A 14,895-nucleotide genomic window follows, 5' to 3' on the forward strand; every position below is an offset into this window, starting at 1 on the left:
AATCAGATTCTCTATTTTCTCCGTACCCAAATTTATCATTAATAGGTGTTTATCGGTCAAAAAGGATCAAATTCCATTCATTTGCACAATTTTCCATCCGCATCTGATATTTATAATACGAAACCAGATTAAAAAGCACCTATTTGCACGCTCTATTATATGAAAAACAAACGGATGGAAAGCGTACATTTATATATATAATAAGGTGTATGGAAAATCATAAAATACACCATTTATGCTGCACAACATATAAGAGTGTATTTGATACACCAAACGAAAGTGTTACTTTTACACCCAAAATAAGATAAGCATCTCATTTACATTAAAAATAAAACCATGAAAAAACATTTTCTACTTGCAGGATTTGCCGCGCTGATGCTGGCTGCGTGCAATAACAAGCCGGCTTCCGAGCTGACCTTGTCCGGTCTCGACCCGGTAAAATTTCAAACAGAAGTGAACAATGCCCAAACAGCTCTTTATACCTTAAAGAACAAGGCAGGTATGGAAGTATGCATCACTAACTTCGGAGGACGTATCGTGTCTGTCATGGTACCCGATAAGAACGGTAAGATGCAGGATGTAGTTTTAGGTTTTGACAGCATTGCTGACTATATTAATGTACCCAGCGACTTTGGTGCTTCTATCGGACGCTATGCAAACCGTATCAACCAGGGACGTTTCGCATTGGACGGTGATACCATCCAACTGCCGCAAAACAATTTCGGCCACTGCCTGCATGGAGGTCCGAAAGGTTGGCAATACAAAGTTTATGAAGCTAATCTGATTGATCCGACAACGTTGGAACTGACACTTGTCTCACCGGACGGAGACGAAAACTTCCCGGGGAATGTAACAGCTAAAGTGACCTATAAACTAACTGAAGACAACGCTATCGACATCAAATATAGCGCAACTACCGATAAAAAGACGATCATCAATATGACCAACCATTCTTACTTCAACCTGGCTGGTGATCCGTCAAAAGCTTCAACTGACAACATACTGTATGTGAACGCAGACTATTATACTCCGGTAGACAGTACTTTTATGACTACAGGCGAAATCGCTCCGGTAAAAGACACTCCGATGGACTTCACCACTCCGAAAGCGGTAGGTAAAGAGATCAACAATTATGATTTCGTTCAACTGAAGAACGGAAAAGGGTATGACCACAACTGGGTGCTCAACACTAAGGGAGATCTTTCTCAAGTAGCAGCCAAACTAACTTCACCTGAAAGCGGCATCACTCTGGAAGTATATACCAACGAACCGGGTATACAGGTTTATACCGGTAACTTCCTCGATGGAACGGTAACCGGCAAAAAAGGTATCGTTTATAACCAGCGTGCTTCTGTTTGTCTGGAGACACAACACTATCCTGACAGTCCTAACAAGGCAGACTGGCCGTCTGTTGTACTGGAACCAGGACAAACTTATAATAGCGAATGTATTTTCAAATTCTCTGTAGAGAAATAATATTAACTTATAAATCATATTTATTGTGGAAGCATTAGATTGGCTAGTAATCGGAGTCTTTTTTCTGGCTCTGATCGGTATTATTGTTTGGGTAGTCAGACAAAAACAAAATGACTCGGCGGATTATTTTTTGGGTGGACGCGACGCAACATGGCTTGCAATCGGTGCCTCTATCTTTGCATCAAACATTGGTTCGGAACATTTGATCGGACTGGCAGGAGCCGGAGCATCCAGTGGTATGGCTATGGCACACTGGGAAATCCAGGGATGGATGATCTTGATTTTGGGATGGGTATTCGTTCCTTTCTATACACGAAGCATGGTATATACAATGCCGGAATTCCTGGAGCGTCGTTATAATCCTCAATCACGTACTATTTTATCTGTTATTTCTCTTGTAAGTTATGTATTGACCAAAGTAGCCGTAACTGTTTATGCCGGTGGCCTCGTATTCCAACAAGTATTCGGTATCAAAGAGCTTTGGGGAATTGATTTCTTCTGGATTGCAGCTATCGGTCTGGTAGTGTTAACTGCGCTTTATACTATCTTCGGTGGTATGAAATCAGTTCTTTACACTTCTGTTCTTCAAACCCCTATCCTACTGCTAGGATCATTAATAATTCTAGTGCTCGGTTTCAAAGAATTAGGTGGATGGGACGAAATGATGAGAGTCTGCGGTGCTGTTACTGTAAATGATTACGGTGATACAATGACTAACCTGATTCGTAGCAACGATGATGCAAACTTCCCTTGGTTGGGTGCTTTGATCGGTTCGGCTATTATCGGTTTCTGGTACTGGTGTACCGACCAGTTCATCGTACAACGTGTACTTTCAGGTAAAAATGAAATGGAAGCTCGTCGTGGTACTATTTTCGGTGCTTATCTGAAACTGCTACCCGTATTCCTTTTCTTGATTCCTGGTATGATTGCATTTGCATTACATCAAAAATATATCGGTGCCGGTGGTGAAGGTTTCTTACCGATGCTGGCTAACGGAACAGCAAATGCTGATGCCGCCTTCCCGACATTAGTAGCCAAATTACTTCCTGCGGGCGTGAAAGGTTTGGTAGTATGTGGTATTCTTGCCGCTTTGATGAGTTCCCTTGCATCTCTGTTTAACTCATCAGCCATGTTGTTTACTATCGACTTTTACAAACGTTTCAAACCGGAAACTCCGGAAAAGAAGCTGGTGGGTATCGGTCAGATTGCAACAATTGTAATCGTTGTTTTAGGTATTCTTTGGATTCCTATCATGCGTAGTGTAGGTGATGTACTTTATACTTACTTGCAGGATGTTCAGTCTGTATTGGCACCAGGTATCGCTGCCGCTTTCTTACTGGGGATCTGCTGGAAACGTACTTCCGCCCAGGGTGGTATGTGGGGATTGATCTCCGGCATGGTAATCGGGTTGACCCGCCTCGGCGCAAAAGTATATTATAGCAACGCAGGTGAAGTAGCTGATTCTACATTCAAATATTTGTTCTATGACATGAACTGGTTATTCTTCTGTGGATGGATGTTCCTGTTCTGTATTATTGTAGTAATCGTAGTCAGTCTGGCAACAGAAGCTCCAACTGCAGAAAAGATTCAGGGACTAGTATTCGGTACGGCTACTAAGGAACAAAAAGCCGCTACACGTGCAAGCTGGAATCACTGGGATATTATTCATACGGTAATTATTCTGGCCATTACTGCTGCTTTCTACTGGTATTTCTGGTAAAAATAAGCTTCTCTTTCAACCCTCCTCTTAGGGAAGGGTTGAAAGAGAAGCCTGAAAATAGTCTTATCTACGGAAAGACTGTTTTATTATAACTAAAATCACAATCTAAATGGATAAAGATAATTCACAAGAGCCAATGATAACCTCTAATTCCCCCTCTTTGGAAAAGGGGCGGGAAAAGATTTATTATAGCTCGAATCCGGCCTTCTATGTCGGCATAGACTGTATCATTTTCGGTTTCTACGAAGGGGAAATCAGCCTGTTATTGTTAAAGAGAAACTTCGAGCCGGCAATGGGTGAATGGTCACTGATGGGAGGATTTGTACAAAACAATGAAAGTGTGGATGATGCCGCTAAACGTGTATTGCATGAGCTTACCGGACTGGAAAACGTTTACATGGAACAGGTAGGAGCTTTTGGAGCTATCGATCGCGATCCGGGTGAACGGGTTATCTCCGTGGCTTATTATGCATTGATTAACATCAATGAGTATGACCGGAAACAGGTTCAGAAACACAATGCTTACTGGGTGAATATAAATGAACTTCCCCCGCTTATCTTCGACCATCCTGAAATGGTAGAAAAAGCACGGGAACTGATGAAACAGAAAGCATCTGTAGAGCCCATCGGTTTCAATCTATTGCCGAAGCTATTTACATTATCCCAATTACAAAGTTTATATGAAGCCATTTACGGTGAAACAATGGATAAACGGAATTTCCGTAAAAGAGTAGCTGAAATGGATTATATAGAAAAGACTGATAAAATTGACAAACTGGGTTCGAAACGTGGTGCTGCCTTATATAAGTTCAATAGCAAGGCTTACCGCAAGGACCCGAAATTTAAATTATAATCATTATGCTGGAAGAACTAAAAGAAAAAGTATTTCATGCCAATCTCGAATTGGTAAAGCATGGATTAGTCATCTTTACTTGGGGAAATGTTTCTGCCATCGACCGTGAAAGCGGATTGGTAGTAATCAAACCCAGTGGTGTAAGTTATGATGATATGAAAGCCGAAGATATGGTAGTAGTGGATCTGGATGGCAAGGTCGTTGAAGGACGGCTGAAGCCATCCTCGGATACTCCTACTCACGTAGTACTTTACAAAGCATTTCCGGAGATCGGAGGAGTGGTACATACGCACTCTACCTATGCTACAGCCTGGGCACAAGCCGGATGTGACATTCCGAATATCGGAACCACTCATGCAGATTATTTCCATGATGCCATTCCCTGCACAGCGGATATGACAGAAGCGGAAGTGAAAGGTGCTTACGAGCTGGAAACCGGTAATGTGATAGTGAAACGTTTTGAAGGCTTGAACCCTGTACATACACCGGGAGTATTGGTGAAAAATCATGGTCCTTTCTCTTGGGGAAAAGACGCGTATGATGCCGTACACAATGCTGTGGTTATGGAACAGGTAGCTAAAATGGCAAGTATCGCTTATGCGGTGAATCCCAATTTAACAATGAATCCGCTGCTGATAGAAAAACATTTCAGCCGCAAGCATGGTCCGAATGCTTATTACGGACAGAAATAATTAAAGATTAAAAATTAGAACAATAACAATTAAAGCAATAACATTATGAACGCATTTAATCAATATGAAGTATGGTTCGTAACAGGAGCACAGCTTTTGTACGGAGGTGACGCAGTAATCGCAGTAGACGCACACTCTAATGAAATGGTTAACGGATTGAACGAATCCGGTAAACTTCCTGTAAAGGTGGTATACAAAGGAACAGCTAATTCTTCTAAAGAAGTGGAAGCTGTTTTCAAAGCAGCCAATAATGACGAAAAGTGTGTCGGTGTTATCACTTGGATGCATACGTTCTCTCCTGCTAAAATGTGGATTCACGGCTTGCAACAGTTGAAGAAGCCTTTGTTACACCTGCATACTCAATTCAACAAGGAAATTCCTTGGGATACAATGGACATGGATTTCATGAACCTGAACCAGTCTGCTCACGGTGACCGCGAATTCGGACATATCTGCACCCGTATGCGTATCCGTCGTAAAGTAGTGGTAGGTTACTGGAAAGAGGAAGAGACTTTGCATAAGATTGCCGTTTGGATGCGTGTTTGTGCCGGTTGGGCAGATTCACAGGATATGCTGATTATCCGTTTCGGCGATCAGATGAACAACGTAGCTGTAACCGATGGTGATAAAGTGGAAGCTGAACAACGTATGGGTTACCACGTAGATTACTGTCCGGTAAGCGAATTGATGGAATATCACAAGGATATCAAAAATGAAGAGGTAGATGCATTGGTAGCTACTTACTTCAAGGAATACGATCACGATGCTTCTCTGGAAGATAAATCAACTGAAGCTTACCAGAAAGTATGGAATGCTGCCAAGGCTGAACTGGCTATACGCGCTATCCTGAAAGCAAAAGGTGCCAAAGGATTTACTACCAACTTCGACGATTTGGGCGACATTGAATACAATGGTTTCGATCAAATCCCGGGTCTTGCTTCACAACGTCTGATGGCGGAAGGTTACGGATTCGGTGCTGAAGGTGACTGGAAATCGGCTGCTCTGTACCGCACTGTATGGGTAATGAATCAGGGTCTTCCAAAAGGCTGTTCATTCCTGGAAGATTACACACTGAACTTCGATGGTGCAAACAGCTCTATCCTTCAGTCACACATGTTGGAAATCTGTCCGCTTATCGCAGCCAACAAACCTCGCCTGGAAGTACATTTCCTCGGTATAGGTATCCGCAAGAGTCAGACTGCACGTTTGGTCTTCACTTCAAAAGTAGGTACAGGCTGCACTGCTACTATTGTAGATATGGGTAACCGTTTCCGTCTGATCGTGAACGACGTAGAATGTATCGAGCCGAAACCGCTGCCTAAGTTGCCGGTTGCTTCTGCTCTCTGGATTCCGATGCCAAACCTTGAAGTAGGTGCAGGTGCATGGATTCTGGCTGGTGGAACTCACCACTCTTGCTTCTCTTACGACCTGACAGCAGAATATTGGGAAGATTATGCTGAAATCGCAGGTATCGAAATGGTACATATCAACAAGGATACTACGATCAGCTGCTTCAAGAAAGAACTGCGCATGAACGAAGTTTATTACATGTTGAATAAAGCACTTTGCTAAAAACAATTATTCAAGTTTCGCATGGCTTAATTATTTCGTTAAGTTTTTGCGAAACTTGATTTTTTTATAATGATCGTTATACCTTAAAATATTGATTTCAACATGAAATTAGATGCAAAATCAACCATCGAGGCAGGTAAAGCAATTCTTGGTATAGAACTCGGTTCTACACGAATAAAAGCTGTCTTGATCGACCAGGAAAACAAGCCTATTGCTCAAGGTAGCCACACTTGGGAAAACCAGTTAGTTGACGGACTTTGGACGTATAGCATTGAAGCCATCTGGTCAGGGCTGCAAGATTGCTATGCCGATCTTCGTACTAACGTAAAGAATGCATACGGCATAGAGATCGAGACTCTGGCTGCCATCGGTGTCAGCGCTATGATGCATGGTTATATGCCATTCAACAAAAAAGAAGAAATCCTCGTGCCTTTCCGCACTTGGAGAAACACCAATACAGGTCGCGCAGCGGCTGCTTTATCCGAACTATTTGTCTATAATATCCCTCTGCGTTGGAGCATTTCCCACTTGTATCAGGCTATTTTAGACAATGAATCACACGTTAATGAAATCGACTTCCTGACCACTCTGGCAGGTTATGTGCATTGGCAGATCACAGGCGAAAAGGTGCTGGGAATAGGTGATGCATCAGGTATGCTTCCTATTGATCCGACTACCCATAACTATTCGGCTGAAATGGTGGCTAAGTTCAACAAACTGATTGCTCCGAAAGAATATAACTGGAAACTGGAAGATATTCTGCCTAAAGTATTGTCAGCTGGTGAAAATGCCGGTGTCCTCACTCCGGAAGGAAGTAAAAAACTCGATGCATCGGGTCATTTGAAGGCAGGAATACCGGTTTGTCCGCCGGAAGGAGACGCAGGTACCGGAATGGTTGCGACTAACGCAGTCAAACAACGTACCGGAAATGTATCCGCAGGTACCTCTTCATTCTCAATGATTGTATTGGAGAAAGAACTGTCGAAGCCATACGAAATGATTGACATGGTGACAACTCCTGACGGAAGTCTGGTAGCCATGGTGCATTGCAACAACTGCACTTCTGATCTCAACGCATGGGTTAACTTGTTCAAGGAATACCAGGAGCTTCTGGGCATACCTGTAGATATGGATGAAATCTATAGTAAACTCTACAATATTGCGCTCACTGGTGATACTGATTGTGGAGGTTTGCTTTCATACAATTATATTTCAGGCGAGCCTGTAACAGGACTTGCTGACGGAAGACCTTTGTTTGTACGTTCGGCAAATGACAAGTTCAACCTGGCAAACTTTATGCGGACTCACTTGTATGCTTCGGTAGGAGTACTCAAGATTGGTAACGACATCCTGTTCAACGAAGAAAAAATCAAAGTGGGCAGAATTACTGGTCACGGAGGATTATTCAGAACAAAGGGAGTAGGCCAAAGAATACTTGCTGCAGCCATCAACTCGCCTATTTCCGTGATGGAAACAGCCGGTGAAGGTGGTGCCTGGGGTATTGCCCTGTTAGGTTCTTACCTCGTGAACAATGAAAAGAAACAATCTCTTGCCGATTTTCTGGATGAAAGCGTATTTGTCGGTGACGCGGGTATCGAGGTATCACCTACGCCCGAAGATGTAGCCGGCTTCAATGCATACATCGAAAATTACAAGGCAGGATTGCCTATCGAAGAGGCAGCAGTCAAATTTAAATAATTGACAGTCGGCAATCCATTGTTGTTCATCAGAGATTGCCGATAAATCCCTGTTTATCAAGAGCCAATTCTAACTAAGTATTAACATTAATTATCTCCACCCCTCTCCTCTTTTGGAGAGGGAGATGGGGAGACTATTATCATGAAAACCACCTCGTTCATACTTGCACTTGTCCTGTCCACCTCACTGGCCAAAGCTCAAAACGCTCCACAGGTGTCTTACTTCCCTTTACAAAATGTGAAACTATTGGATAGTCCGTTTCTGCAAGCTCAACAGACTGATCTACATTACATACTTGCATTAGACCCCGACCGTCTGCTCGCTCCTTTTCTCCGCGAAGCAGGGTTACAGCCTAAAGCCCCCAGCTACACCAATTGGGAAAATACCGGATTGGACGGACATATCGGCGGACATTATTTATCCGCACTTTCCATGATGTATGCCGCCACCGGAGATACCGCAGTCTATAATCGCCTCAACTACATGCTGAATGAGTTGAATCGGGCACAGCAAACTGTCGGCACAGGATTCATCGGAGGAACTCCGGGAAGCCTTCAACTTTGGAAAGATATAAAAGCAGGAAAGATCCGTGCCGGAGGTTTCGACCTTAACGGTAAATGGGTACCTCTATACAATATACATAAGACTTACGCTGGATTGCGGGATGCATATATCTATGCAGGAAGCGACCTTGCACGCCAAATGCTTATCGCTTTTACAGACTGGATGATTGATATCACTTCCGGCTTGAGCGACGAACAAATGCAGGATATGCTTCGTAGCGAACATGGCGGATTAAACGAAACGTTCGCTGACGTGGCCGAAATCACAGGCGACAAGAAGTATCTGGAACTGGCACGCCGTTTCTCTCACAAGCTTATTTTAGACCCGCTTATCAAAGAGGAAGACAAATTGACGGGGATGCACGCCAACACACAGATTCCGAAAGTGATCGGCTACAAGCGAATAGCCGAACTTTCACAAGACGACAAGAATTGGAATCATGCTGCAGAATGGGATCATGCCGCCCGTTTTTTCTGGAACACGGTAGTCAATCACCGTTCCGTCTGCATCGGAGGAAATAGCGTCCGCGAACATTTCCATCCGTCGGATAACTTCACGTCCATGCTGAACGACGTTCAAGGACCGGAGACCTGTAATACTTACAACATGCTCCGTCTTACCAAAATGCTTTATCAGAATTCTCACAATCCGAATCAAACAAACGAACCTGATCCCAACTACGTAAACTATTACGAACGTGCGCTTTACAATCATATCTTAGCGTCACAAGAGCCGGATAAAGGTGGATTTGTCTACTTCACTCCTATGCGTCCGGGACACTATCGTGTATACTCACAACCGGAAACATCCATGTGGTGCTGTGTAGGTTCAGGCTTGGAGAATCATACCAAATACGGCGAATTTATCTATGCGTATCGGAAAGATACGCTGTATGTCAATCTCTTCATTCCTTCACAACTGACCTGGAAAGAGCAAGGCATTATTTTGACACAGGAAACCCGTTTCCCTGATGACGACAAGGTAACTTTGCGAATAGATGAAGCGCCTAAGAAAAAACGTACTTTAATGATACGTATTCCGGAATGGGCGAACCAATCCAAAGGATATAGCGTCAGCATCAATGGAAAAAGAAAAATATTCGTTATGGCAAAAGGTAACCAGTATCTTCCCCTCTCCCGCAAATGGAAAAAAGGAGATGTCATTACTTTCCACTTGCCTATGAAAGTCAGCGTGGAACAGATTCCCGACAAGAAAGATTATTATGCTTTCTTATATGGTCCAATCGTTCTTGCAGCTTCCACAGGCACTGAACATCTTGATGGTTTATATGCCGATGACAGCCGTGGCGGACATATCGCTCATGGCAAACAAATTCCTTTGCAAGAAATCCCGATATTGATAGGAAATCCTGATTCAATCTGCAAATCTCTTCAGAAAGAACAGAATAGCCGGATTACTTTCAGCTATAACGGAGAGGTTTATCCTGCACAAGGCAAAGCATTGAAACTCGTTCCGTTCTTCCGCCTGCATAATTCCCGTTATGCCGTTTATTTCCGGCAGGCAAGCGAAGAGCAGTTTAAAGCGATTCAGGAAGAGATGGCAACGGCTGAACGAAAAGCAACAGAATTGGCTAATCAAACCATTGACCTTATCTTCCCTGGCGAACAGCAGCCGGAGTCTGACCATGGCATCCAGTATGAACAGGCAGAAACAGGGACGAATAAAGACCGGCATTTCCGACGTGCCAAAGGTTGGTTCGGCTATCAGCTGAAAGTGAAAGAGGAAGCAAGCCGCATACTGATTACAATACGGAAAGATGACCGCAATAAAGTGGCTATTCTTTTGAATAACGAAAAGTTGGCTGTTCATCCGACTATCAGTGAAGCAGATAAAGACGGTTTCATTACTCTTTCTTATGTTCTGCCTCAAAAACTGAATACGGGTAGTTGTCCGATACGTTTTATCCCTGACGGGACGGAATGGACCTCTGCCGTTTATGAAGTTCGTTTACTAAAATAGAAGTCACCACAGATTACACGGATTAACACAGATTATTTATTGATAGTAGTCAGAATAAAATCAATCTGTGATAATCTGCGTAATCTGTGGTAAAAAATAATCATTAAACAAATACCATTTATGAAAGCAAAACTATTAGTCAGCACGGCTTTTCTGGCAGCATCTGTATCTCTTTCTGCACAAAAGAGTGCTACCATAACCGTACATGCCGACCAAGGCAAAGAAATCATACCGAAGGAAATTTACGGCCAGTTTGCCGAACACCTGGGTTCATGTATCTACGGCGGTCTTTGGGTAGGCGAAAACTCGGATATTCCCAATATTAAGGGATACCGCACAGATGTATTCAATGCACTGAAAGACTTGTCCGTTCCCGTCCTTCGCTGGCCGGGCGGATGCTTTGCCGATGAATACCACTGGATGGACGGCATTGGTCCGAAAGAGAACCGTCCGAAGATGGTGAACAACAACTGGGGCGGAACCATTGAAGATAACAGTTTCGGAACACACGAGTTTTTGAATCTTTGCGAAATGCTGGGTTGCGAACCATACGTGAGTGGAAATGTAGGTAGCGGTACCGTAGAAGAACTCGCCAAATGGGTGGAATACATGACCTCCGACGGGGACTCTCCCATGGCCAATCTTCGTCGTAAGAATGGTCGTGACAAAGCATGGAAACTCAAATATCTGGGAGTAGGAAATGAAAGCTGGGGCTGTGGTGGCAGCATGCGTCCGGAATATTATGCGGACTTATACCGTCGTTATTCTACTTATTGCCGCAATTATGACGGCAACCGTCTGTTCAAGATTGCCAGTGGCGCAAGTGACTATGATTACAAATGGACAGACGTATTGATGAATCGTGTAGGACACCGGATGGACGGTCTTTCTCTGCACTATTATACCGTAACCGGATGGAGTGGCAGCAAAGGATCAGCCACTCAATTCAACAAGGATGATTATTACTGGACGATGGGCAAATGTCTGGAAGTGGAAGATGTACTCAAGAAACATTGTACCATCATGGACAAATATGACAAGGACAAGAAAATCGCTCTCTTACTGGACGAATGGGGAACCTGGTGGGATGAGGAGCCCGGAACCATCAAAGGACATCTGTATCAGCAAAACACGTTGCGTGATGCTTTCGTGGCTTCTTTAAGTCTTGATGTATTCCACAAATATACAGACCGCCTGAAGATGGCAAACATCGCACAGATTGTCAACGTACTTCAATCCATGATTCTGACGAAAGACAAAGAAATGGTGCTCACTCCTACTTATTATGTCTTCAAGATGTATAAAGTACATCAGGATGCCACTTATCTTCCCATCGACCTGACTTGCGAAAAGATGAGTGTACGTGATAACCGCACCGTTCCGATGGTAAGCGCCACAGCTTCCAAAAACAAAGATGGAGTGATCCACATTTCTCTGTCCAATGTAGATACTGACGAAGTACAGGAAATCACCATCAATCTGGGTGATACGAAAGCCAAAAAAGCAGTCGGAGAGATTCTGACCTCTGCAAAACTGACCGATTACAATTCTTTTGAAAACCCTAATATTGTAAAACCGGCACCTTTCAAAGAGGTAAAAATCAATAAAGGTACAAATGAAGGTAAAACTTCCTGCTAAGTCCATTGTTACTTTAGAGTTACAGTAATTTTAGGGCAATTACTTATTGTATCACAAACAAGAAGACCGTAAAATTGTCGATAAAAAAGATAGCTCTTTGGGATTGTTAAATCCACATAAAGAGTTATCTTTGCGAACAATCTGATAGAAATCAATTAAATTTTAATGATATGAACGATAACAAACTTATGAATCGTGCAGCGGATAACATCCGTATTCTTGCTGCTTCAATGGTTGAGAAAGCCAATTCCGGTCACCCGGGTGGCGCCATGGGTGGTGCTGATTTTGTAAATGTACTCTTCTCTGAGTTTCTAGTATACGATCCTGAAAATCCCCGTTGGGAAGGACGTGACCGCTTCTTCCTCGACCCGGGCCACATGTCTCCGATGCTTTATTCTACGCTGGCATTGACAGGAAAATTCACTCTGGACGAGCTGAAAGAATTCCGTCAATGGGGAAGCCCTACTCCGGGACACCCTGAAGTGGACATCATGCGTGGCATCGAAAATACTTCCGGTCCGCTGGGACAAGGACACACTTTTGCAGTAGGTGCTGCCATCGCTGCCAAATTCCTGAAAGCCCGTTTCAATGAGGTGATGAATCAAACAATCTATGCTTACATCTCTGACGGTGGCATCCAGGAAGAAATCTCTCAAGGTTCCGGACGTATTGCCGGTGCACTGGGATTGGACAACCTGATTATGTTCTATGACTCCAACGATATTCAGCTTTCTACAGAAACGAAAGACGTAACCGTTGAAGATACTGCCATGAAATATGAAGCATGGGGATGGAACGTACTTAGTATCAACGGTAATGATCCTGACGAAATCCGTGCGGCAATCAAAGAAGCACAGGCTGAAAAAGAACGCCCGACGCTGATTATCGGTAAAACCGTAATGGGTAAAGGTGCACGCAAGGCAGACGGCAGCAGCTATGAAGCTAACTGCGCTACACACGGTGCTCCTCTCGGCGGCGACGCTTATGTAAATACAATCAAGAATCTGGGTGGTGATCCTACTAACCCGTTCGTTATATTCCCGGAAGTAGCCGAACTGTATGCAAAAAGAGCAGAAGAACTGAAAAAGATCGTTGCTGAAAAGTATGCAAAGAAAGCTGCATGGGCGAAAGCAAACCCGGAACTGGCAGCAAAACTGGAACTCTTCTTCTCGGGCAAAGCTCCGAAAGTGGACTGGGCTGCTATCGAACAAAAAGCAGGTAGCGCTACTCGTGCTGCATCTGCAACCGTATTGGGCGCACTTGCCACGCAGGTAGAAAACATGATCGTTGCTTCGGCCGACCTTTCTAACTCTGACAAGACTGACGGTTTCCTGAAAAAGACTCATTCTTTCAAGAAAGGCGATTTCAGCGGAGCATTCTTCCAGGCAGGTGTATCTGAATTGTCAATGGCTTGTATCTGTATCGGTATGTCTTTACACGGTGGTGTAATCGCTGCTTGCGGTACATTCTTCGTATTCTCCGATTACATGAAACCTGCCGTACGTATGGCTGCTTTGATGGAACAACCGGTGAAATTCATCTGGACACACGACGCATTCCGCGTAGGTGAAGACGGTCCTACTCACGAACCGGTAGAACAGGAAGCACAAATCCGCCTGATGGAAAAACTGAAGAACCATAAGGGACACAACTCTATGTTGGTACTACGTCCGGCCGATGCAGAAGAAACAACTATTGCATGGAAACTTGCCATGGAAAATATGTCTACTCCGACAGGATTGATCTTCTCTCGCCAGAATATTGCCAACTTACCGGCAGGAACTGATTACGAACAGGCAGCTAAGGGTGCTTATATCGTAGCAGGTTCTGACGAAAATCCGGATGTAATCCTGGTAGCTTCAGGTTCTGAAGTGGCTACATTGGTAGCCGGCACAGAGTTGCTTCGCAAAGATGGTGTAAAGGTACGCATTGTATCTGCTCCGTCTGAAGGTCTGTTCCGTAACCAACCGAAAGAATATCAGGAAGCTATCCTTCCGGCAGATGCGAAGATTTTCGGTATGACTGCCGGTCTGCCTGTCACTCTTCAAGGTCTGGTAGGTTGCCACGGTAAAGTTTGGGGATTGGAATCTTTCGGTTTCTCTGCTCCTTACACTGTATTGGATGAGAAACTTGGATTTACTGCCGAGAACGTATATAACCAAGTAAAAGCAATGCTCTAATGAAAACAATCGGATTAGCATGCGACCATGCCGGTTTTGAACTGAAAGAATATGTTCGCGGCTGGCTTGAAGCAAAAGGCTGGGCTTACAAGGATTTCGGAACCAACTCTACCGCTAGCGTAGACTATCCGGATTATGCTCATCCGCTGGCTCTTGCAGTGGAATCGGGAGAATGTTATCCCGGTATCGCTATCTGTGGCAGTGGAAACGGAATCAATATGACGCTGAACAAGCACCAGGGAATTCGTGCCGCTCTCTGCTGGAATGCAGAAATCGCACACCTGGCTCGTCAGCACAATGACGCTAATGTACTGGTTATGCCGGGACGCTTCATCAGCACTGAAGAAGCGGATATGATTTTGACAGAGTTCTTCTCTACCAAATTTGACGGCGGACGCCATCAGAACCGTATTGATAAGATTCCAGTAAAATAAAGCTCGAAGATAAATCAAATAGGTGTAAAGCTGTTCTTCTTTTTGAAGGACAGCTTTATTTTTATACTAGTATAAGATTTTATCATAT

The 14,895-nt window shown here is 43.9% G+C and carries 9 protein-coding genes and 1 pseudogene; all 10 read left to right on the forward strand.

Annotation, left to right across the window (positions count from 1 at the left end; genetic code table 11):
- Window positions 1-336: 336 nt before the first annotated feature.
- The 10 genes and pseudogenes from HMPREF9010_RS15800 to rpiB all read left to right on the forward strand — a co-directional run bounded on the left by HMPREF9010_RS15800 (window position 337) and on the right by rpiB (window position 14,807).
- Window positions 337-1,476: an aldose epimerase family protein gene (locus HMPREF9010_RS15800; RefSeq protein ID WP_008648245.1), complete on the forward strand. Its 1,140-nt coding sequence runs from the start codon at window positions 337-339 to the stop codon at window positions 1,474-1,476.
- A gap of 25 nt (window positions 1,477-1,501) precedes the next feature.
- Window positions 1,502-3,196 carry a sodium:solute symporter gene (locus tag HMPREF9010_RS15795; RefSeq protein ID WP_004297459.1) on the forward strand — a complete coding sequence of 565 codons (1,695 nt, stop codon included), beginning with the start codon at window positions 1,502-1,504 and terminating at the stop codon, window positions 3,194-3,196.
- 136 nt (window positions 3,197-3,332) lie between these two features.
- Window positions 3,333-4,049 (forward strand): NUDIX hydrolase, encoded by a 717-nt coding sequence (locus HMPREF9010_RS15790; protein WP_008648246.1) that lies wholly within the window; start codon window positions 3,333-3,335, stop codon window positions 4,047-4,049.
- A gap of 5 nt (window positions 4,050-4,054) precedes the next feature.
- Window positions 4,055-4,741, forward strand: coding sequence for an L-ribulose-5-phosphate 4-epimerase (locus HMPREF9010_RS15785; protein WP_008648247.1), 687 nt, complete (start codon window positions 4,055-4,057; stop codon window positions 4,739-4,741).
- A 45-nt stretch (window positions 4,742-4,786) separates the two neighbouring features.
- Window positions 4,787-6,313, forward strand: a complete 1,527-nt coding sequence (araA, locus tag HMPREF9010_RS15780) for an L-arabinose isomerase (RefSeq protein WP_004307303.1) — start codon at window positions 4,787-4,789, stop codon at window positions 6,311-6,313.
- Between the two features lie 102 nt (window positions 6,314-6,415).
- Window positions 6,416-8,011: a xylulokinase gene (locus HMPREF9010_RS15775; protein WP_008648248.1), complete on the forward strand. Its 1,596-nt coding sequence runs from the start codon at window positions 6,416-6,418 to the stop codon at window positions 8,009-8,011.
- 141 nt (window positions 8,012-8,152) lie between these two features.
- Window positions 8,153-10,555, forward strand: coding sequence for a glycoside hydrolase family 127 protein (locus HMPREF9010_RS15770; RefSeq protein ID WP_008648250.1), 2,403 nt, complete (start codon window positions 8,153-8,155; stop codon window positions 10,553-10,555).
- Between the two features lie 120 nt (window positions 10,556-10,675).
- Window positions 10,676-12,221, forward strand: a pseudogene (locus tag HMPREF9010_RS15765) (alpha-N-arabinofuranosidase).
- Window positions 12,222-12,363: 142 nt separating this feature from the next.
- Window positions 12,364-14,373 carry a transketolase family protein gene (locus HMPREF9010_RS15760; RefSeq protein ID WP_008648253.1) on the forward strand — a complete coding sequence of 670 codons (2,010 nt, stop codon included), beginning with the start codon at window positions 12,364-12,366 and terminating at the stop codon, window positions 14,371-14,373.
- Window positions 14,373-14,807: a ribose 5-phosphate isomerase B gene (gene rpiB / locus HMPREF9010_RS15755; RefSeq protein ID WP_004307308.1), complete on the forward strand. Its 435-nt coding sequence runs from the start codon at window positions 14,373-14,375 to the stop codon at window positions 14,805-14,807. Before HMPREF9010_RS15760 ends, rpiB begins: the two co-directional genes overlap by 1 nt.
- Window positions 14,808-14,895: the final 88 nt, after the last annotated feature.

Origin of the sequence: Bacteroides sp. 3_1_23, assembly GCF_000162555.1 — a bacterium.
In the GTDB taxonomy this organism is placed as follows: domain Bacteria; phylum Bacteroidota; class Bacteroidia; order Bacteroidales; family Bacteroidaceae; genus Bacteroides; species Bacteroides ovatus.

Excerpts from the sequence above, each read along its gene's own strand:
- HMPREF9010_RS15800 (WP_008648245.1), top strand. The coding sequence starts at position 337 with ATGAAAAAACATTTTCTACTTGCAGGATTTGCCGCGCTGATGCTGGCT.
- HMPREF9010_RS15790 (WP_008648246.1), top strand. The coding sequence starts at position 3,333 with ATGATAACCTCTAATTCCCCCTCTTTGGAAAAGGGGCGGGAAAAGATT.
- HMPREF9010_RS15785 (WP_008648247.1), top strand. The coding sequence starts at position 4,055 with ATGCTGGAAGAACTAAAAGAAAAAGTATTTCATGCCAATCTCGAATTG.
- araA (WP_004307303.1), top strand. The coding sequence starts at position 4,787 with ATGAACGCATTTAATCAATATGAAGTATGGTTCGTAACAGGAGCACAG.
- HMPREF9010_RS15775 (WP_008648248.1), top strand. The coding sequence starts at position 6,416 with ATGAAATTAGATGCAAAATCAACCATCGAGGCAGGTAAAGCAATTCTT.
- HMPREF9010_RS15770 (WP_008648250.1), top strand. The coding sequence starts at position 8,153 with ATGAAAACCACCTCGTTCATACTTGCACTTGTCCTGTCCACCTCACTG.
- HMPREF9010_RS15760 (WP_008648253.1), top strand. The coding sequence starts at position 12,364 with ATGAACGATAACAAACTTATGAATCGTGCAGCGGATAACATCCGTATT.
- rpiB (WP_004307308.1), top strand. The coding sequence starts at position 14,373 with ATGAAAACAATCGGATTAGCATGCGACCATGCCGGTTTTGAACTGAAA.